Annotated in this window: 18 protein-coding genes and 1 pseudogene; 7 read left to right on the top strand and 12 right to left on the bottom strand. The window is 73.5% G+C overall.

The window, feature by feature from the left end; all coding sequences use genetic code 11:
- Positions 1–135: 135 nt before the first annotated feature.
- From ACYVID_RS12605 to ACYVID_RS12590, 4 genes are all read right to left on the bottom strand, one after another.
- The gene (locus ACYVID_RS12605; protein WP_460737520.1) at positions 136–1,143 is read right to left on the bottom strand and encodes a DUF2332 domain-containing protein; all 1,008 of its coding nucleotides are present in this window, start codon (positions 1,141–1,143) and stop codon (positions 136–138) included.
- Between the two features lie 16 nt (positions 1,144–1,159).
- Positions 1,160–2,635 carry an NAD-dependent succinate-semialdehyde dehydrogenase gene (locus ACYVID_RS12600; RefSeq protein ID WP_460737518.1) on the bottom strand — a complete coding sequence of 492 codons (1,476 nt, stop codon included), beginning with the start codon at positions 2,633–2,635 and terminating at the stop codon, positions 1,160–1,162.
- 269 nt (positions 2,636–2,904) lie between these two features.
- Positions 2,905–4,806 carry a penicillin-binding transpeptidase domain-containing protein gene (locus ACYVID_RS12595; protein ID WP_460737516.1) on the bottom strand — a complete coding sequence of 634 codons (1,902 nt, stop codon included), beginning with the start codon at positions 4,804–4,806 and terminating at the stop codon, positions 2,905–2,907.
- 41 nt (positions 4,807–4,847) lie between these two features.
- Positions 4,848–5,333, bottom strand: coding sequence for a helix-turn-helix domain-containing protein (locus tag ACYVID_RS12590; RefSeq protein WP_460737514.1), 486 nt, complete (start codon positions 5,331–5,333; stop codon positions 4,848–4,850).
- A gap of 58 nt (positions 5,334–5,391) precedes the next feature.
- Between ACYVID_RS12590 and ACYVID_RS12585 the strand changes: the two genes are divergently transcribed.
- Positions 5,392–6,309, top strand: a complete 918-nt coding sequence (locus ACYVID_RS12585) for an NAD(P)/FAD-dependent oxidoreductase (protein WP_460737512.1) — start codon at positions 5,392–5,394, stop codon at positions 6,307–6,309.
- A gap of 162 nt (positions 6,310–6,471) precedes the next feature.
- On the opposite strand, the gene ACYVID_RS12580 is transcribed toward ACYVID_RS12585, so the two are convergent.
- Complete coding sequence (locus ACYVID_RS12580) at positions 6,472–8,310, bottom strand: DEAD/DEAH box helicase (protein WP_460737510.1); 1,839 nt, start codon at positions 8,308–8,310, stop codon at positions 6,472–6,474.
- 276 nt (positions 8,311–8,586) lie between these two features.
- On the opposite strand from ACYVID_RS12580, the gene ACYVID_RS12575 reads away from it, so the two are divergent.
- The 4 genes from ACYVID_RS12575 (at position 8,587) to ACYVID_RS12560 (ending at position 11,802) form a co-directional block, all read left to right on the top strand.
- Positions 8,587–8,724, top strand: coding sequence for a hypothetical protein (locus ACYVID_RS12575; protein ID WP_460737508.1), 138 nt, complete (start codon positions 8,587–8,589; stop codon positions 8,722–8,724).
- Positions 8,725–8,889: 165 nt separating this feature from the next.
- Positions 8,890–9,462, top strand: a complete 573-nt coding sequence (locus tag ACYVID_RS12570) for a YceI family protein (RefSeq protein WP_460737506.1) — start codon at positions 8,890–8,892, stop codon at positions 9,460–9,462.
- 79 nt (positions 9,463–9,541) lie between these two features.
- Complete coding sequence (locus tag ACYVID_RS12565) at positions 9,542–10,513, top strand: GNAT family N-acetyltransferase (protein ID WP_460737504.1); 972 nt, start codon at positions 9,542–9,544, stop codon at positions 10,511–10,513.
- A 35-nt stretch (positions 10,514–10,548) separates the two neighbouring features.
- Positions 10,549–11,802 carry an MFS transporter gene (locus ACYVID_RS12560; protein ID WP_460737502.1) on the top strand — a complete coding sequence of 418 codons (1,254 nt, stop codon included), beginning with the start codon at positions 10,549–10,551 and terminating at the stop codon, positions 11,800–11,802.
- Here ACYVID_RS12560 and ACYVID_RS12555 read toward each other — a convergent pair.
- The 7 genes and pseudogenes from ACYVID_RS12555 to ACYVID_RS12525 form a co-directional block, all read right to left on the bottom strand.
- On the bottom strand, positions 11,799–12,401 hold the full coding sequence (locus ACYVID_RS12555) for a hypothetical protein (protein WP_460737500.1): 603 nt from the start codon (positions 12,399–12,401) through the stop codon (positions 11,799–11,801). The genes ACYVID_RS12560 and ACYVID_RS12555 overlap by 4 nt on opposite strands.
- 36 nt (positions 12,402–12,437) lie before the next feature.
- The gene (locus tag ACYVID_RS12550; RefSeq protein ID WP_460737498.1) at positions 12,438–12,563 is read right to left on the bottom strand and encodes a hypothetical protein; all 126 of its coding nucleotides are present in this window, start codon (positions 12,561–12,563) and stop codon (positions 12,438–12,440) included.
- 136 nt (positions 12,564–12,699) lie between these two features.
- Positions 12,700–13,926, bottom strand: coding sequence for an acyl-CoA dehydrogenase family protein (locus ACYVID_RS12545; protein ID WP_460737497.1), 1,227 nt, complete (start codon positions 13,924–13,926; stop codon positions 12,700–12,702).
- Positions 13,927–14,043: 117 nt separating this feature from the next.
- Positions 14,044–14,358, bottom strand: coding sequence for a hypothetical protein (locus tag ACYVID_RS12540; RefSeq protein ID WP_460737495.1), 315 nt, complete (start codon positions 14,356–14,358; stop codon positions 14,044–14,046).
- Positions 14,359–14,641: 283 nt separating this feature from the next.
- Entirely contained in the window at positions 14,642–15,184 is a 543-nt protein-coding gene (locus ACYVID_RS12535; protein ID WP_460737494.1) for an HNH endonuclease signature motif containing protein, read from the bottom strand.
- 155 nt (positions 15,185–15,339) lie between these two features.
- Positions 15,340–15,699: pseudogene (locus ACYVID_RS12530) on the bottom strand (DUF222 domain-containing protein); the annotation flags it as partial.
- Positions 15,700–16,041: 342 nt separating this feature from the next.
- A complete protein-coding gene (locus tag ACYVID_RS12525; protein ID WP_460737493.1) occupies positions 16,042–16,659 on the bottom strand; it encodes a TetR/AcrR family transcriptional regulator in 618 nt (205 codons plus the stop codon).
- A 134-nt stretch (positions 16,660–16,793) separates the two neighbouring features.
- Here ACYVID_RS12525 and ACYVID_RS12520 point away from each other — a divergent pair, with 134 nt between their 5' ends.
- Both ACYVID_RS12520 and ACYVID_RS12515 read left to right on the top strand, forming a co-directional pair.
- Positions 16,794–18,155, top strand: coding sequence for a cytochrome P450 (locus tag ACYVID_RS12520; protein ID WP_460737491.1), 1,362 nt, complete (start codon positions 16,794–16,796; stop codon positions 18,153–18,155).
- Positions 18,152–19,003, top strand: coding sequence for an SDR family oxidoreductase (locus ACYVID_RS12515; protein WP_460737489.1), 852 nt, complete (start codon positions 18,152–18,154; stop codon positions 19,001–19,003). The genes ACYVID_RS12520 and ACYVID_RS12515 overlap by 4 nt, the downstream gene beginning before the upstream one ends.
- The last annotated feature ends 49 nt before the right edge of the window (positions 19,004–19,052 follow it).

Below are 19,052 nucleotides of genomic sequence, written 5' to 3'. Positions count from 1 at the left end.
GGGAGGATGCGCCTGCTCGGCACCTCACGGTCGCGTCCGGCAGTCACGACGAGGAGCTGGAGGTCCTCTCCGGCGCCAGGTGCCGGACAGCACCTCCGACTCGACGCGGTCGGCCCCGGTCATCGGACGACGGCGTCAGACCGGCTCAGGCTCCCACCACGAGATCGACCGCCCGTGCCCGTGGGTCCAGGCCAGCCCGCGCCCGTCGAGGGCGAGGACGAAGCGGCCGACGGGCGGGGTGCCGAGCGCCCCGACGGTGCCGGCCAGCACGCGCGGCAGCACCCGGGGCGACTCGTTGCTGACCCAGCGGCAGGTGCCGGCGGCCACCCGTTCGAGCATCGCGTCGTGGAAGGCCTCGCGGTCGGGCTCCTCGAGGTAGGCGACGACCGCGCTGTGCTGGACGACCACGCGACCGTGCCGGCCCGCTTCCTCGAGCAGGGGGTCGAGGTCGGTGAGGAGGTCGCCGCGCACGAGGTGCGGCGGGTCGGCGCGGGCGACCTCGATCGCCCGGCGCAGCCGGACCCGCCGGTCCTCGTGCTCGGGCCAGACCAGCGTCTCGAGCCAGCGGGCGGTGTCGTCGTCGGTGACGTCGAGCGGGTTGAGGTCCAGCCCGCCGCGCCAGATGACCTCCGGCAGCCGATCGGGCAGCGGCGCGAGCCCCTCCACGACGCACTCGAGCACGGGGGCGTCGGGCGCGCCCACCTGCACCTCCCCGTCCGGCGTCGCGTAGCGGTAGGCCCACCGGTCGGGGTGCAGCGTCAGGCCTCCGCTGGCGCCCACCTCCACGAGGGCGATCGGCCCGTCCTCCGCGGCGATGCGGGCCAGCACCGGCAGCAGGGTCGCCATCCGCCCGGCCTCGTTGGTCTGGGTCGCCCGCGCCAGGATCGTCGCGCGGATGCTGCCGTCGTCGCCCAGCAGGAGCGCCCGCAGGTCGGCGTACGCCGCCGTCGGCGCGAGCCCGTGCCAGCGCGCGGCGGCGTACACCAGGTTGGGCTGCTGCTTGAGCACCGGCAGCTCCCCCAGCCAGGCCAGGACCTCCTCGTCCTCGGCGACGGCGCGCGACCACCCGGCCAGCGTCGGGGAGTCGGCGGCCTGCTCGGCGAAGCCGAGGTAGGTCTCGCGGGTGCCGCCGAAGAGGTCCACGCCTGCGGGCCCCGCGTCAGACCGGCAGGGCGACGTACGTCGTCTCGAGGTACTCCTCGATGCCCTCGAAGCCGCCCTCCCGCCCGAAGCCGGACGCCTTCACGCCGCCGAACGGCGCCGCCGGGTTGGAGATCAGCCCCGTGTTGATGCCGACCATGCCGTAGTCGAGCCGCTCGGCCATCCGGATCGTGCGGGACAGGTCGCGGGTGTAGACGTAGGAGGCCAGGCCGTACTCCGTGGCGTTGGCGCGCTCGACCGCCTCGTCCTCGGTGGTGAAGGTCGTGATCGGCGCGACCGGGCCGAAGACCTCCTCGGCGTTGATCGCGGAGTCGGCCGGGACGTCGACCAGGACCGTCGGCGGGTAGAAGAAGCCGGGTCCGTCGGGCACCGTGCCGCCGACCAGGAGCCGTGCCCCGTCGTGGACGGCGTCGGTGACCAGCTGGGAGACCGACTCCACCGCCTTCTCCTCGATGAGCGGGCCGACGTCGACGCCCTCGTCCTGGCCGCGGCCGACGGTGAGAGCGCCCATGCGGGCGGCGAGCTTCTCGGCGAACTCCTCGGCCACGTCGGCGTGCACGAGGAAGCGGTTGGCCGCGGTGCAGGCCTCGCCCATGTTGCGCATCTTGGCGACCATCGCGCCGTCCACGGCGGCGTCGACGTCGGCGTCCTCGAAGACCAGGAACGGCGCGTTGCCGCCGAGCTCCATGCTCACCCGCTGCAGCTGGTCGGCCGACTGGCGCACCAGCGTGCGGCCCACGGCGGTCGAGCCGGTGAAGGAGACCTTGCGCAGCCGGTCGTCGGCCTGCAGCGCCTTGCTCATCTCCTTGGCGCGGGTGGTCGGGACGACGTTGAGCACGCCGTCGGGCAGACCGGCCTCGGTGAGGATCGCGGTGAGGGCCAGCATCGTCAGCGGCGTCTGGTGCGCGGGCTTCACGACCATCGTGCAGCCGGCGGCGATGGCCGGGCCGATCTTGCGGGTGCCCATCGCGAGGGGGAAGTTCCACGGGGTGACGAAGAAGCAGGGGCCCACCGGCTTCTTGATGGTGAGCAGCCGCGAGCCGCCCGCGGGCGCCTGCATCCAGCGACCGTGGATGCGCACGGCCTCCTCGGAGAACCAGCGGAAGAACTCGTTGCCGTAGGCGACCTCGCCCTTGGCCTCGGCCACCGCCTTGCCCATCTCCAGGCTCATCAGCAGCGCCAGGTCCTCGGCACGCTCGCGGATCAGCTCGAACGCCCCGCGCAGCACCTCGCCCCGCTCGCGGGGCGGGGTCGCCGCCCACTCCGGCTGGGCCGCGACCGCCGCGTCCAGCGCCTCGACGGCATCGGTGACCGAGCCGTCGGCGACGCGCGTGAGCACCTGGCCGTCGGCCGGGTCGACGACCTCGAAGGTGTCACCGCCCTCGGCGTCGCGCCACTCGCCGGCCACCCACAGGCGGCGGTGCTCGGCGGGCAGCAGGCGGTCGAGCACGGCAGATGTGTCTGGACCAGTCATGTCCGAATCCTGGCACTTCGACCAGTTCGCACCAATCCGCAACACGGGTGGTCCCGGTGGTGGCATCATTGCTGTTGTCGACTTCGGAGGGAGCACTCAGAAGACGGCTGTGAACCCCTTGCTGACCCCATGCGGCGAGGGGTTCATCTACGTCCGGCGGCTCGTCCCCACGTCCCCCGCCCGACGCCGCCACGAGGGGCCCGGTCCGCCGGGCCCCTCGTCCGTCGCGCTGCCGGTCTCGCCCGGGCGCGGCGAACTTCGTGACGCCGTCAGCCCCGCGCCGCCCGGAGGAACTCCTCCAGCAGCGGGCCGGCGGTGCGTGACCCGGAGACCCCCTCGTCGACGTACACCGCGACGGCGAGGTCGGATCCGGCGGCGACCATCCAGGCGTGGGTGAGCACCTGCCCGTCCCGCTCGAACTCCGCGGTGCCCGTCTTGGCGATCAGCTCGGGGCCCGGCACGTCGAGCAGCCCGCGGCCGCTGCCGTCGGTGACCACGGCACGCAGCATCGAGCGCAGCGCGGTCGCCTCGGCGCCGGTCAGGGGCGCGGCACCCTCGGGCGGGTCGGGGCGGTAGTCGCGCAGCAGCCACGGCACCACGGTGCGACCGGACTGCACGGAGGCGACCACCGTCGCCATCACCATCGGCGAGGCCAGCACGCGGCCCTGCCCGATCAGCTCCGCGGCCGACTCGGTCTCGGTCTCCGGCTGCGGCACCTGGCCGAAGTACGCCGGGAAGCCGAGGTCCTGGTCGAGCCCGAGCCCAAGGGAGGCGGCGGCGTCGAAGAGCTCGGTGCCGCCGAGCTCGCCGCGCTCGGTGATGAAGGCGGTGTTGCACGACTGCGCGACCGCCTGGCGCAGGGTGATGCGACCGACCGCGGAAGCGGGGTAGTCGGAGTAGTTGCCGAACTCCCGCCCGTCGACCGTCGTCGTCGCCGGGCACTCGACCGCGCTGTCGGGGGAGAGCCCGGCGCGCAGCAGGGCGAGCGAGGAGACGGTCTTGAAGGTCGAGCCCGGCGCCGCCTGGCCGTACGTCGCCAGGTTGGTGCCCCCCGTGCCGGGGCCGTTGGCCGCGGCCAGGATCGCCCCCGTCCCGGGGTCGATCGCCACCAGCGCGCTGGGCGGACCCACGTCGGCGAGCACCTGCTCGGCGGCCTGCTGCAGGTCGAGGTCGAGGCTCGTGCGCAGCGGCTCGCCCGGGGTCGGCTCGGCCCGGAACACCTCGCGGGCCTCGCCACCCTCCTCGGCGGGCAGCACGTCGACGCTGGCGCCGGGGGTGCCGCGAAGCCGGTCGTCGTAGCGGGCCTGGAGCCCGGAGGTGCCGGCGACGTCGCCGGGGCGGTAGGTGTCCGGGGACTCCTCGACCATCTCGGCGGTCACCGGGCCGACCGAGCCCAGGATGGGCGCGGCGAAGTCGCGCGTCGGGGCGAGGGCGAGCTCGCCGGGCACCGCCAGGGCGCCGGGGACCTCGTCGTAGCCCTGCGCGACGGCCGGCGGCACGTCGTCACGGCGGTAGGTGATGGCCTCGACGAACTGCGCCTCCCCGGCCGCCTCGACCCGCTCGGCGAAGGCCTTCGCGTCGACGTCGAGCAGCGCCGCCAGGCGCCGGGCGCCCTCGACCGCGCGGGCCTCGCCGACCTGGCTGCGGTCGATGCCGAAGCGCACGACGGGCCGCTGGGTCACGACCGCGAGCCCGTCCGCGCCGAGGACGTCGCCGCGACGCGCAGCCAGGGTGACGAGGTCCAGCCGCTCGCCGTCGGCCAGGGAGGGCTCGACGACCGACGGCGCCCACACCACCGACCAGTCGTCGGCCACGCGCTCCAGCTGGGCGGTGGACTCGTAGGTCCACTCGACCCCCTCAGCGCCGGTCACCACGGGCCAGGACCACGACAGGGTGGCGGTCGCGGTGTCGCCGGACTCCTCCAGGTCGATCACCCCGACCTGCGGTGCCACCCCGCCCATCCCCTCGACGATCGCGGCCCGCTCCTCCTCGGCGCGCTCGGCCCCGCCGACCGGGGCGCCGGTGAGGTCCTGCGCCGTCAACGCCTCCGCCAGCTCCCGCGCGGTCGGCTCCGGGTCGGGTCCGGCGACGGCCTCCTGGACCTCGGTGCAGCCGGCGAGGAGCAGGAGCGCGGCGGCCAGCGGCAGGGCGAGGGTCCGAGAGCGCAGCATGCCCGCGGTTCTACCAGCCCCAGGCGACACCGCCATGCCCCTCACCGGTCGCCCGGGACCTCCGCGCCCTCCACGGCCTCCGCGACTCCGGCCGGCTCGGCGCTGCGGCCGTCGAAGGGCCCCGGGGCGGTCCCGTCCACCAGGTCGGCCACGGCCGCCGCGAAGCGCGGGCAGGTCGCGATGTCGTGCGCCCGGCAGCGCAGCGCGTGCTCGGTCATCTCCCGGTGCAGGGCCATCTCCGCCGTACGCCGGTCGAGCTCGGCCAGGTGCGCCTCCAGCACGCGGTGCCGGTCGGGGGCGTCGGCGTCCAGCAGCACCGCGACCTGCTCCAGGCTCATGCCCGCCGCCTTGCTCCGGACGACGACGGCCACCCGGTAGACGTCCTTCTCGCGGTAGACCCGCCGCCCGGCTCCGTCCCGGTCCGGGTGCAGCAGCCCGACGTCCTCCCAGTGCCGCAGCACGTGGGTCGCCAGCCCGAACCGCTCGGCCAGTTCACCGACGCTCCAGCGTCGCTCGCTTGACTTCATGTCGACATGAAGTCACAGGCTCGTGACCAGCACAAGTCCGACCTCGTCAGGAGCAGAGATGACGCACAGCAGCCACGACCACGACCACGACTACGACTACGACTACGACGCAATCGTCGTCGGCGGCGGCCCCGCCGGCCTCCAGGCCACCCTCACCCTCGCCCGGGTCCACCGCCGGGTGCTGATGCTGGACTCGGGTCGCTACCGCAACGACCCGGCCGGCCACATGCACAACGTCGTCACCCACGACGGCACCCCGCCCGCGGACTTCCGCAAGCTCGCGCGCGAGCAGGTGGCGGCGTACCCCACCGCCACGATCTGGGAGGACACCGTCGTGGCGGTCCGTCCCGACGGTGAGGGGTACGCCGTCGAGCTGGCCGACCCCGACGCGACCGTCCTGACCGCGCGGGGCCTGGTGCTCGCGACCGGGGTGCGCGACGTGCTGCCGGCGGTCCCCGGGCTGGCCGGGCTGTGGGGCGACCGGGTGGTGCACTGCCCGTTCTGCCACGGCCACGAGTTCGCGGGTCAGCCCGTCGCGGTCCTGGGCACGGTCCCCGCGGGCCACCTGCCGGCGATCCTGGCGCCGGTCGTGTCGCACACGACCGTGCTCACCGACGGCGCTGCTCCCGTGCCGACCGCGGCCGGCACGACCCGCACCGAGCGCGTGACCGGGCTGCACCCCACCGGCGGCGGCGTGCGCGTCACCTTCGAGGACGGCCCCGACCTCGAGGTCGCGGGCGTCTACGTCTCCACGACCCTGGAGCAGACGACCCCCTTCGCCGCCCAGCTGGGGCTGCGGACCCTGCCCAGCGGCTGCGTCGAGGTCGACGTCATGGGCCGCACGTCGCTGCCGCGAGTGCACGCGGCCGGCGACATGGCGCACGTCGCGGCCCTGCCGATGCCGATGTCCTCGGTCGTCGGCGCGGCCGCCTCCGGCGCGATGGCGGCCGGCTCGCTGGTGGCCGCTCTGCTCTGACGCCTGATGGTCGAGCAGCGAGCGCTGGCGAGCGACGTCGAGACCGCGTGAGCTGTCTGTGGTCGCCGACCACAGACAGGTGCGGCGGTCTCGACGACGCCCTCGCTGGCGCTCGGGCTGCTCGACCAACAGTGCGGGACGCCCTCGCTGGCGCGGCCTCGATCAGCCCTTGTGGCGGGGCTTCCTCGAGGGCTTGTCGTCGCCCCACGTGGTGACCTCGGGACCGCGGTCCTCGCGGCTGCGGCGCGGACCCGAGCCGCCGCGCGGACCCGAGCTGCTGCGAGGCCGCGGGCCGTTGTCGGGCGAGAGCTCGATCAGCTTGCCCGAGATCCGGGTGTCGGCCAGGGCGGCGTACGTCGCCGACGGCAGGTCGGCGGGCAGCTCGACCAGGGAGAAGTCCGGCTTGATGAGGATCTTGCCGAAGTCCTTGCGGTTGAGGCCGCCCTCGTTGGCGAGCGCGCCGACGATCTGGCGGGGCTCGACCTTGTGCCGCTTGCCGACGTTGATGCGGTACATCGCCATCGGGGTGTCGCCGTTGCGCGAGCGCGCCGGACGCGCCGGACGCTCCCTGTCGTCGCGGTCGCCGGGCGTGACCCGAGGCGTGCGGACCTTGTCGGCGGCCGGGTCCAGCAGCAGCGGCGTCTCGCCCTGCGCGACGACCGCGAGCGCGGCGGCCACGTCGGTCTCGGGCACGTCGTGGTTGCGGACGTAGTGGGCGATGATGTCGCGGAAGCCCGCGATCCGGTCGGTCTGCTCCAGCGCCGCGGTGATCTGGTCGTCGAAGCGGGTCAGCCGGGTGCTGTTGACGTCCTCGACGCTGGGCAGCGACATCTCGGTCAGCGGCTGCTTGGTGGCCTTCTCGATGTGACGCAGCAGGTAGCGCTCGCGCGGGGTGACGAAGGAGATCGCGTCCCCGCTGCGGCCGGCGCGACCGGTGCGGCCGATCCGGTGGACGTAGGACTCGGTGTCGGTGGGGATGTCGTAGTTGACGACGTGGCTGATCCGCTCGACGTCGAGGCCGCGGGCGGCGACGTCGGTGGCCACCAGGATGTCGAGCTTGGCGTCCTTGAGCTGCTGCACGGTGCGCTCGCGCACGTTCTGCGGCACGTCGCCGTTGATGGCAGCGGCGGTGAACCCGCGGGCGCGCAACTTCTCGGCCAGCGCCTCGGTCTCGCTCTTGGTGCGGACGAAGACGATCATCCCCTCGAAGTTCTCGACCTCGAGGATGCGGGTGAGGGCGTCGACCTTCTGCGGGTAGCTGCAGATGAGGTAGCGCTGGGTGATGTTGCTGGCCGTGGCCGTCTTGTTCTTGACGGTGATCTCGGCCGGGTCGGTGAGGTACTGCTTGCTCAGCCGGCGGATCTGCGCGGGCATGGTCGCGGAGAAGAGCGCGACCTGCTTGGTGTCGGGGGTGTCGGCCAGGATCGTCTCGACGTCCTCGGCGAAGCCCATGTTGAGCATCTCGTCGGCCTCGTCGAGCACCAGGAAGCGCAGTTCGCTGAGGTCGAGGGTGCCTTTCTCCAGGTGGTCCATGATCCGGCCGGGGGTGCCGACGACCACGTGGACGCCGCGGCGCAGGGCCGAGAGCTGCACGCCGTACCCCTGACCGCCGTAGACCGGCAGCACGTGCACGCCCCTGAGGTGCGCGGCGTAGCGCTCGAACGCCTCGCACACCTGGAGCGCGAGCTCACGGGTGGGGGCCAGCACGAGCGCCTGCGGCGACTTCTGGGAGACGTCGAGGTTGGAGAGGATCGGCAGCGCGAAGGCAGCGGTCTTGCCGGTGCCGGTCTGCGCCAGGCCCACGACGTCGCGCCCACCGAGCAGGGTCGGGATGGTCGCCGCCTGGATCGCGGACGGCGTCTCGTAGCCGACGTCGCGCAGCGCCTTGAGCACGGGCGCGGAGAGTCCGAGGTCCTGGAAGGTCACCTGCGCCTCGGTCTGCGCGCTGCCGTGGTCGTCGGTGGTGGTGCTGTCCTCGGGGGTGCCTGTTGCCTCGCTCACCCGTCCACGGTAGTGGGCCGCGCCCCCGGCACCCGAGTCCTCGCAGCGGTGGGGTCGGTCACCAGGACCGCCGGGCGTGGGACGCGCCCGCCCCGCGGCGTACGACGGCGGGCGGCGGCAGGCCTGCCGGCCCAGGCGGGACGTGGAGCGGCTGCCCTGTGGCCGAGGCGGCGCGGCCCCTCCAGGTGGAGGGTGCGGACCGCCCGCGGCCGTTCCCTGGCCCTCACGGTGGGGACGTGCTACCTTGGTGAACAGAAGGTGAACAGGAGGTGTCCCATGCAGGACATGAAGATGACCGGCGGTCTGACGCAGGTGTGGATCACGGTGACCGACGCCGACGGGTCCTCCCGCTTGGAGTCGCGCTGGACCTCCGCGGAGCAGGCCGTCGTCCTGCACGAGACGCACGCCGCCTGACGCCCGCCCACAGGCGGACCCAGTCCACGAGCCCCGCTCCCCCCACGCCGGGAGCGGGGCTCGCGTGCGTCCGGTCCAGACCATCCACCCCACCGAGGGAATGAAAGCGGACCTGGGTCCGGTTATGGTGGTTGAACATTCACCCACGAACGCCCAGGAGCCACCATGACCACCTCCGACTTCGACGCCCCCACCACCGCCCTCGACGACATCTCGGGCGACTACACGATCGACGCCAGCCACAGCCGCCTCGGCTTCACCGCCCGCCACGCGATGGTGACCAAGGTCCGCGGCCAGTTCAGCGAGTGGAGCGGCACCGCCCACGTCGACGCCGCCAACCCCGCCGCCTCCAAGGTCGAGCTCTCGATCAAGACCGCCTCGATCGACACCGGCAGCGCCGACCGCGACGGCCACCTGGCCTCCGCCGACTTCTTCGACGCCGAGACCAACCCGGAGATCACGTTCGTCTCCACCGAGGTCTCGCGCAGCGGTGACGACTGGACCATCACCGGCGACCTGACCATCAAGGGTGTCGCCAAGCCGGTCACCATCGAGTTCGAGCACACCGGCTCGGCCCGCGACCCCTTCGGCAACCTGCGCATCGGCTTCGAGGGCTCCACCACGATCAACCGCAAGGACTGGGGCCTGACCTGGAACGCCGCGCTCGAGACCGGCGGCGTCCTGGTCTCGGAGAAGATCAAGCTCGACCTCGACGTCTCCGCGATCCGCAACGCCTGAGCACCCGCTCGCACCCGCACGCGGGGCCTCTGATGAAAATCGGAGGCCCCGCGCCGCATTTGCCGCCACGATGCCGCTCATGGCCGCACCCACCGGATCCGTCGCGCTCACCCTGCCTCCGGGCTACACCGCCCGCCCCCTCACCGCCGAGGATGCCCGCGGGGTGTTCGAGGTGATGGCCGCGCAGGAGAAGCACGACGTCGGCACGGTGGAGATCGAGGAGGCCGACATCGTGGCCGACTGGCAGCGACCCGGCTACGTCGTGGAGGAGCACGGGATCGGTGTCTTCTCCGGCGAGACCCTGGTCGCCTACTCCGAGCACGTCCGCAACGACCGCGGCGACGCCGCGGTGCACCCCGAGCACCGCGGCAAGGGCATCGGTACGGCGCTGGCCGGCTGGATGCAGGAGACCGCCCGCGCCGCGGGTGCCACCGTCGTGGGCATGCCCGTACCGCAGGGCTCGGCCGGCGACCGGCTGCTGGAGTCGCTGGGCTACCGGGCGCGCTGGGAGTCGTGGGTGCTGGAGCTCCCCGAGGGCGCCGAGGTCGCTGACCGGCCGCTGCCGCAGGGCTACACGGTGCGGGCCGCCGAGCTCCCGGCCGAGGGTGCCGACCGCAGCCCGGCCCGCAGCCCCGACTACGAGGGCGCCTGGACCGTCCAGGAGGACGCCTTCCTGGAGTGGTCGGACCGGCCGCGCGACACCTTCGAGGAGTGGGCCGCCGGCACCGTGCAGCGCCCCGGCTTCGAGCCCTGGCACCTGCGGGTCGTCGTGGACCCCGACGGCCGGGTCGTCGGCATGGCCTTCCTGATCATGGCCGGCCAGGAGGACGGCACCACCCAGGCCTACATCGACCGCCTGGCCACCGCCGGCGACCAGCGCGGCAAGGGGCTGGGCCAGGCGCTGCTCGCCGACGCCTTCCGCGTCGCCCGCGAGCACGGCGCCACCTCCAGCTCGCTCTCCACCGACTCCCGCACCGGGGCGCTCGGGCTCTACGAGAAGGTCGGCATGGTCGTCTCCTCGACCTGGGTCAACCGGGCCATCGACCTCTGACCCGACGAGCCGGCCGCGCGCGGCAGACTGCCGGGGTGCCCTCCCACCGCGAGCCGCCCGTCGCGACCCCGGCGGCAGCAGCCCTCCCTGGAGGGCGTCGCCAGGTCGCGCTGGTCGCCCTGGTGCAGGTGCTCGGACTGGCCGTCTGGTTCTCCGCGACCGCGATCGCCCCCACCCTGCGTGCGGAGTGGGGCCTGTCCACGGGGGCCTCGGTCTGGTTGACCGCCTCGGTGCAGCTCGGCTTCGCCACCGGGGCCGTGGTCTCGGGGGCGCTGACCCTGGCCGACCGAGTGCGACCCGAGCGCCTGATGGCCGCCTGCGCGCTGGGCGCGGCCGCCTGCACGGCGACGCTCGCGCTGGTCGCGGACGGGCTCGGCTCCGCCGTACCGCTGCGGTTCCTGACCGGCGCGCTGCTCGCCGGTCTCTACCCGGTCGGCATGAAGCTGACGGCCTCCTGGGCCCGCCCCGTCGACCGGGGACGCGCCTTCGGTCTGCTCATCGGGTGCCTGACCCTGGGCTCGGCGCTCCCGCACCTGGTCGCGGCGGCCGGGGCGAGCGGCGGGTTGCCGTGGCGGGCGGTGATGCTCACCGCCGCCGGGCTCACCGTGGCGGCGGGGGGCGTCTCCCTCGCCCTGGTCCGTCCCGGGCCGCTGCTGGCGCCCTCGGCCCGGCCCCGGGTCCGGCACGCGCTGGTCGGGTTCCGCGACCCGTTGCCGCGTCTGGCGAACCTCGGCTACCTCGGGCACATGTGGGAGCTCTACGCGCTGTGGACCTGGCTCCCGCTGTGGCTGGCCGGCGCGCGCGACGTCGGGCCGGGCAGCGCGACCAGCCTGGCGACCTTCGGGACCGTGGGCCTCGCCGGCCTTGCCGGAGCGCTGGCGGGCGGGTGGGCCGCGGACCGCTGGGGCCGCTCGCGGGCGGCCACCGGCGCCCTGCTCACCAGCGGCGCGTGCTGTCTGCTCTCCCCGTGGGCCGTGGCTGCGCCGACGGCGGTCCTCGCTGTCTTCCTGGGGGTGTGGGGCGCGTCGGTGATCGCCGACTCCGGGGTCTTCTCGACCGCGCTGAGCGAGACCGCCGACCAGCGGTACGTCGGCACCGCCCTCACCGTGCAGACGGCGGCCGGGTTCACACTCACCGTCGCCTCGATCCAGCTGCTCCCGCTGCTCGCCGACCGGGTGGGCTGGACCTGGGTGATGCTCGCGCTGGCCCCCGGGCCGCTGCTGGGCGCGGTCGCGATGCTCCGCTTCGGCCGGCTCCAGCGGGCCGGGTCCGTGGCAGCGAGGACCTAGCCGCCGGGGACCTCGACGGTCGTCACGAGCGAGGTGACCGAGGGTCGCGCGGGGGTCGAGGAGAACCCGAACCCCGGCTCCGGGCTGACCGGCCGGAGCGCGCCGAGGTCGGCGCCGTCGTACGAGCCGGTCGCGGAGCGCAGGACGTGGTGGTCGGTGGCGGCGTACCACTCGCGCCGGCCGTTGCCCGCCGAGCCGCGCGTGCGCACGCCGCGCATCACCACGCGCGCGACGGGGTCGGTCACGGTGCACCACGCCGGGCTGGTGCCGACGGCCCGCGGCACCGCGCGCAGCAGCCGACCCAGGGTGGTGCGGTGCCCGAGCTCGAGGTCGAGCAGCAGCGACGACGACCGCACGCGCCAGTGGGTCGCGCCCTCGACGGAGAGCGGCTCGATCCGCACCTCGTCGAAGGAGTACGTCGCCGCGACGAAGTCCGCGACGTCCTGGTTCGGTGCGAGCAGGACCCGGCGGCCGTCGGCCTCGGCGACCATGGCGTCGGCGAAGGAGCCCAGGGGCGAGTGTTCCCAGCGCCCGACCACGACCCGGACGCCGGAGGTCGACCCGACCCCGGCGATGGCGCCCTCGAACCGCTGTCGCACCGCGCTGCGTCCCTTCTCGCGGGGATCCTCATTCGGTCACTTCTTGTGGGCGTTGACGAAGAACATGCGGTAGCCGAGGTAGGCGAGCGCGACGATGATGGCCAGGCCGATCAGGATCTTCATGACCCGACCCTCCCGCTGCCCGTGGCCGGCCCGGCTCACCCCCGGAGGTCCGGGCGTGGCCGGGTCGTGGCTGGTGTGAGCTGTGGGACGGGCGGGGGCGGGTACTCCGCATCATTTCTGCTGCCGAGCTCGCAGCAAGCATCAGAAATGATGCGGAGTACCCCCGGCTCCGGGCTCAGCGGATCGGCGCGCCCGAGATCGTCCGGGCGATGACCAGGCGCTGGATCTCCGAGGTGCCCTCGAAGATGGTGTAGATCCGGGCGTCGCGGGCCCAGCGCTCGACGGGGTACTCCCGCGTGAAGCCGTTGCCGCCCAGGATCTGCATCGCCTGGCCGGTCACCTTGATGGCGGTCTCGCCGGCGAACAGCTTCGACATCGAGCCCTCGGCCTTGTCGAAGGCGCCGCCGGTGGCGGCCTTCCACGACGCGCGCCACACCAGCAGCCGCGCGGCGTCGATCTGGGTGGCCATGTCGGCGAGCTGGAAGGCCACGCCCTGGTTCTCGATGATCGGCTTGCCGAACTGCTCACGGGTCTTGGCGTAGTCCAGCGCGGTCTCGTAGGCCGCGCGGGCGATGCCCACCGCCTGGGCGCCGACGGCGGGACGGGTCCGCTCGAAGGTCGCCATGCTGGCGTTGCCGCCGCCGCTCCTGGCACCCTCGCGGGCCCGGGCCAGCCGGGCGTCGAGCTTGTCCTTGCCGCCGAGCAGGCAGCGGCCGGGCACGCGCACGTTGTCGAGCACCACCTCCGCGGTGTGGGAGGCGCGGATGCCGTGCTTGTGGAACTTCTGGCCCTGGGAGAGCCCCTTCGTGCCCGGCGGGACGATGAAGGAGGCCTGGCCGCGGGTGCGCAGGTCGGGGTCGACGACCGCCGTCACGACGTGGACGTCGGCGAGACCGCCGTTGGTCGCCCAGGTCTTGGTGCCGTTGATGACCCACTCGTCGGTGGCCTCGTCGTAGACCGCGCGGGTGCGCATCGCGCCGACGTCGGAGCCGGCGTCGGGCTCGGAGGAGCAGAACGCCGCGATCTTCAGGTCGCCCGGGGTGCCGAACATCTCCGGCGCCCACTCCGCGAGCTGCTCGGGGGTGCCGTTGCTGGCCAGGCCGGCCGCGGCCAGCGCCGTACCGACGATCGAGAGGCCGATGCCGGCGTCACCCCAGAACACCTCCTCCATGAAGATCGGGATGCCGAGACCGGTGGGGTCGAAGGACTGGGTGGCGAAGAAGTCGAGGGAGTAGATCCCGACCTTCGCGGCCTCCTCGACCACGGGCCAGGGGAACTCCTCCTTCTCGTCCCACTCCGCGGCCGCGGGTCGGATGACATCCGCTGCGAAGGTGTGCAGCCACTGCTGCAGCTCGACGTGGTCGGGGGAGGGGCCGAAGCTCGGCACGGGTGCGTCCGTCACGTACCCGAGAGTAACCGCGACACGATGTCAACGGCAGGGAATCCCACGACGAGACGCCGGCGGGCTGGACCGGCGGGCGTGCGAACTGTCCCGCCTTCCGATCATCGAGGTCCGGGTTCAGCGGCGGACCTTGCCCGCGACCTTCTTCAGCGCACCCACGCCGGCGCCGGCGGCCCGGCCGGCCACGCGGTGCGGCTGGCGGTTGGCGAGGTCGACCAGGGAGTCGGCGATGCCCCAGGTCAGCTTGCCCTCGGACAGCTCCACCAGCGTCTCGAGCGGGAAGTCGAGGGTCATCGCCTCCAGCTCCCGGCGCTCCTTCTCGGTCTGCGTCGGCGGGAGCTGGCGCAGGATCATCGCCTTGAACGCCCGGCCGGGGGCCGTGGTGGCGAGCTCGGCGACGGTGGACTGGCGGGTGAAGGGGCGGCTGGTCATGGGGCTCTCCTGTCGGGGGATCGCCGCGCGGCGGCGGCGCTGCGCAACGTACCGCCGCCGGGGGCCCTGGGGACGCGGTCCCGAGCAGCAGGACAGCGAAAACTAATCAGCCTCGGCGGACGCCGACGACGAGGCTTCGAGCGCCGCGGCCACGGCTTCGAACTCGACCAGCGCGGCCGTCAGGTCCTCGACGATCTCGCGGGCGATGATCTCGGGGGCTGGTCCGCGGGGCGTCGAGTCCGGCGCCCGCTGGAGAGGTTGTCTCTTCTGTTCGAGGACTGCCTCACGTCCGGAGTCGCACGCTGCGCGCCGGGTCGTGCACGGCGCGGTGGTGCTTCGGGCAGAGCAGCCGGCCTTCGCGCACGGTGGTGTGGCCACCCAGGGCCCACGGATTGTCGTGGTGGACGTGGCAGCGGGCGGCGGGGGCGTCACACCCCTCGGCGGTGCAGTGGTGGTCGCGGGTGGCGATGGCGATGCGTTGGGCCTTGGAGTGGTAGCGACGGCGACGGCCCAGGTCGAGGACCTCGCTCCTGCCACCCAGGACGACGGGGACGATGCCGGACTCGCAGGCCAGACGTCGGGCGGTGGCGGCGCTGATGCGGTCGCCGTTGTCGAGGACCGCCTCGGCGAGTCCACCGAGGAGCGAGTCGAGGGTCATCGTGACGACGACCGTCGCACCGGTGCCGCCCACCGTCGGGACGTCCCGGTCGCGCACGCGCTCGAGGAGCTCGCAGAACGCCTCTCCCTGCCGCTGCGGAGTGGGCTTGGCCCGCTGCTCGGGGTCGTGCTCGTTGTAGGTGAGGGCCAGCAGCGCCTTCTCCAGCATCGCGGCGTGCAGCTCCGGGATGGTGAAGCGGCCGTGGACCGACCGTGCCCGTCGCGACCCATGGAGATCCGCGCCTTCTCCGCAGCACGACGCTCCTCGTCCGCCAGCAGCTTGGCGTCATGGGCCTCGCCGATCTCGGGTGACACCACCGTGAGGACGTGCCGGCGGAGGACTCGCAGCTGCCTGGGTCCGAAGTCACCGACGAGCCCCACCAGGTGCAGCTCGCACTTCTCGACGAGAGCCGGGTCGAGGTCGTCGGGCAGGGCGTCGAGGGCGTGGATGAGGACGGCGGCCTGCTCGACGTTGGCCGCCCCCGTGGACAGCACCTCCGCCACGCGGTGCCAGCGCCCCAGCCCCTCGGCCAGCTTCAGATCACGGTGGGCGCCGGTGTGGGACGTCCGGGTCTCCGCGGCCAACCACGCGGTCATGGAGGTCGCACAGCGGGTGTCCTGCACCTGCACGTCCGCGCCGTGGCGCAGGACGGTGGCGGTCAGCTCGGCCAACCGGGCGGACATCGCCCCGAGTCGGCGGATCGCGGCCGCAGTGGCGGCCTGATCGAGCCCTATGAGAGAGAGGTCGTGACCCTGGTCGAGGGCATCGGACAGCGCTTCGACCACCCGGTCGAGAGGGTGCTGCCCGAGATCCGCCATACCTCAGTACAGCAGCGAGCACCGACAGTTTCGGCCCTCAGAACCCGCCAGTGCGCGAGCGAGCAACTCGCTCGCGACCACCGCCTGGTTCTCCTTCAACGCCTGCTCCTACAGGTCCTGCGGCGTAGCGGTCGGTGTCGGAACCACCGCCCGATCGCCTGCGCCGCCACGCTCGTCAGTTCGAGTCCGGTCCCGAAAAGCGATGCCTCAGCGGTGGGCGAGCCGGGTGAACGCGCGCGTGGCGGCCTCGACGAGCTCGGCGGGGTCGGTCTCGAGCGTCCCCTCGATCCAGCCGGCGACCAGCTCGGAGAGCCCACCCACGAAGAGGATGCCGGCGAGCTCGCCACGCGGGCCGGGCTCGGCCTCCTCGCCGTACAGCTCACCGGCCTCCATCGCCGCGAACGAGCTCATCGAGCGCAGCAGCTCCTGGCGCCGCGCTCGCAGCTCGGCCCGGCCGGGTGCGAGGATCATCGCGACCCGCCCCTTGCGCGGGTCCTGGACGAAGACGTCGAGGAAGGTCGCGATGCCGGTCCGCGCCCGGTCGGCGGGGTCGCCGCTGGTCTGCTCCAGGGCGGCGGCGGTGACCTCGACGATCTCGTCGTAGATCGACTTGAGCACCTCTTCGAGGGCCTCCTCGAGGTTGGCGAACTGCTCGTAGAAGTAGCGCTCGGTGAGCTGGGCCTGCTGGCAGATGCGGGTCATCGTGACCGGCGGGCCACCCTCGCGGCCCCACACCTCGAGGGTCGCCTCGAGCAGCCGCGCGCGCCGCTCGGCGGCGCGCTCCTGCGCCGTGAGACCCCGGTAGACGCCCTTCTTCCTTGCCACGGCCCCCAGGCTGCCACGTGGCCCCGGCAGCGGGCACCCGGCACGCCCGTCCCCTCCCAGGGGGACTGCGCGCCGGTCCTTACCGGTCACCCGGAGCCTCTTGACAGGGCGTCCTGTCAGAATACGATCACGGCGTGACCCAGACCACGGCCGAGCGTGTGCGCGAGATCCCGAGCCCCGTGCGTGGGGCCCACGGACTGCCCGTCCTGGGACAGCTGCTCGACTACGCCCGGGACCCGCAGGCCCTGTTCGAGCGCCAGTGGACGACGTACGGCGCGGTCTCGCCGCTCCGCGTCGCTGGCCGGCACCGGTGGGCGATGCTGCTGGGCGCCGACGCGCTCGAGGCCGTCTTCGCCAACCGGGACAAGGCCTTCGCCAACCAGCCCGCGTGGTCGTACCTGGTCGGCCCGTTCTTCCACGGCGGACTGATGCTGCTCGACTTCGAGGAGCACCACCTGCACCGACGGATCCTCCAGCAGGCCTTCACCCGCGACCGGCTCGAGGGCTACACCACGCGCGTGCACCCGGCCGTCGCCCGCGGGGTCGCCTCCTGGGAGCCCGGGCGCGACTTCCGCGCCTACCCCGCGCTCAAGGCGCTGACCCTCGACATCGCCGCGGACCTCTTCATGGGCGGGGCCGAGCACACCTCGCCCGAGGAGATGGACCGGGTCAACCGCGCGTTTATCGACTGCGTGCAGGCGGCGACCTCCGTGGTGCGGCTGCCGGTCCCGCCGGGACGCTGGTGGCGGGGCCACCGCGGCCGCCGGCTGCTGGAGGAGTTCCTGCGCTCCTACCTGCCCGAGCGACGTGCGACCGAGACCCCGGACCTGCTCAGCCAGCTGTGCCACGTGCGCAGCGAGGAGGGCGAGGGCCTCACCGACGACCAGGTCGTCGACCACATGGTCTTCCTCATGATGGCCGCGCACGACACCTCGACCATCACGCTCTCCACGATGCTGGAGCTGCTCGGCAAGCACCCCGACTGGCAGGAGCGCTGCCGGGCGGAGTCCCGGGCCCTCGGCGAGCAGCCGTCCCTGGCCGAGCTGGACTCCCTCACCTCGCTGGACCTGGTGATGCGCGAGTGCCTGAGGCTGCGGGCCCCGGTGCCGGTCGTGGTGCGCAAGGCCGTGCGGGAGACCGTCGTGCTCGGCCACCGCATCCCCGAGGGAACCTTCCTCATGGTCTCCCCGCAGTTCACGCACCTGCAGCCCGAGCTGTGGGACGACCCGCACCGCTTCGACCCCGAGCGCTTCGGGCCCGAGCGCCGTGAGGACAAGCGGCACCGCCACGCCTGGGACCCCTTCGGCGGCGGCGTGCACAAGTGCCTGGGCATGTTCTTCGCCGGCGCCGAGGTCAAGGCCGTCATGCACCACCTGCTGCGCCGCTTCGAGTGGCGGGTGGACCCCGACTACACCGCCCCCCTCGACAACCACTCCCTCCCCTTCCCGGTCGACGGACAGCCCGTCGACCTCTACCCCCTCGGAGACCACCGATGAGCCGCTCCTCCCGCCTCGCCCGCACCCCCGACCGCGACCTGCGCGGGAAGGTCGTCGCCATCACCGGCGCCGGTCGCGGCATCGGCCTGGCCACCGCCGGCCGCTTCGCCGACGCCGGGGCCCGCGTGGTCATCGGCGACCTCGACGACGACGTCGCCGCCAAGGCCGCCGCCCAGGTCGGTGGAGGCGCCGAGGGGTACGTCGTCGACGTCGCCGACCGCGCGTCGTTCGCCGCGTTCCTGGCCCGGGCCGAGGCCCTCGGCCCGGTCGAGGTACTGGTCAACAACGCCGGGATCATGCCGCTCTCCCCGCTGGTCGAGCAGACCGACGAGTCGATCGACAAGATCCTCGAGGTCAACCTCCGCGCCGTCATCACCGGCACCCGGCTCGCCGCCCGCACCATGCTCGAGCGCGGCCACGGCCACGTGGTCAACGTCGCCTCCGCGGTCGGCCGGATCGGCATGGCCGGCGGCGCCGTCTACTCCGCCAGCAAGTTCGGCGTGGTCGGCTTCTCCGAGGCGATGGCGGCCGAGCTGGCCCCCGGCGGCGTCGACGTCTCGGTCGTGCTGCCCACCGTCGTGGCCACCGAGCTCGGCGCCGGCGTGCAGGCCACCCGCGGCATGCGCCCGTGCAAGCCCGAGGAGGTCGCCGACGCGATCCTGTCCGTGGCCCGGCGCCCCCGCTTCGAGACCTGGGTCCCGGCCTACGCCAAGGGCATCTTCTACTCCTCCAACACCCTGCCCCGCCGCGCCCGCGACGCCGTCAGCCACGCCATGGGCGCCGACACCTCGCTGTCGAAGGTCGACCTCGAGGCGCGGGCGGAGTACGAGCGGCGCGCCGGACGCTGAGCCCGTACGCCGTCGCGCGGTCGGCCCGCGCCGCCGCCCGGTGCCGGGG

The sequence above is a fragment of the Nocardioides ginkgobilobae genome (genome assembly GCF_054781275.1).
The sequence above is the reverse complement of the archived record's forward strand: the minus strand, read 5'-3'. Positions and strand labels throughout refer to the sequence as shown.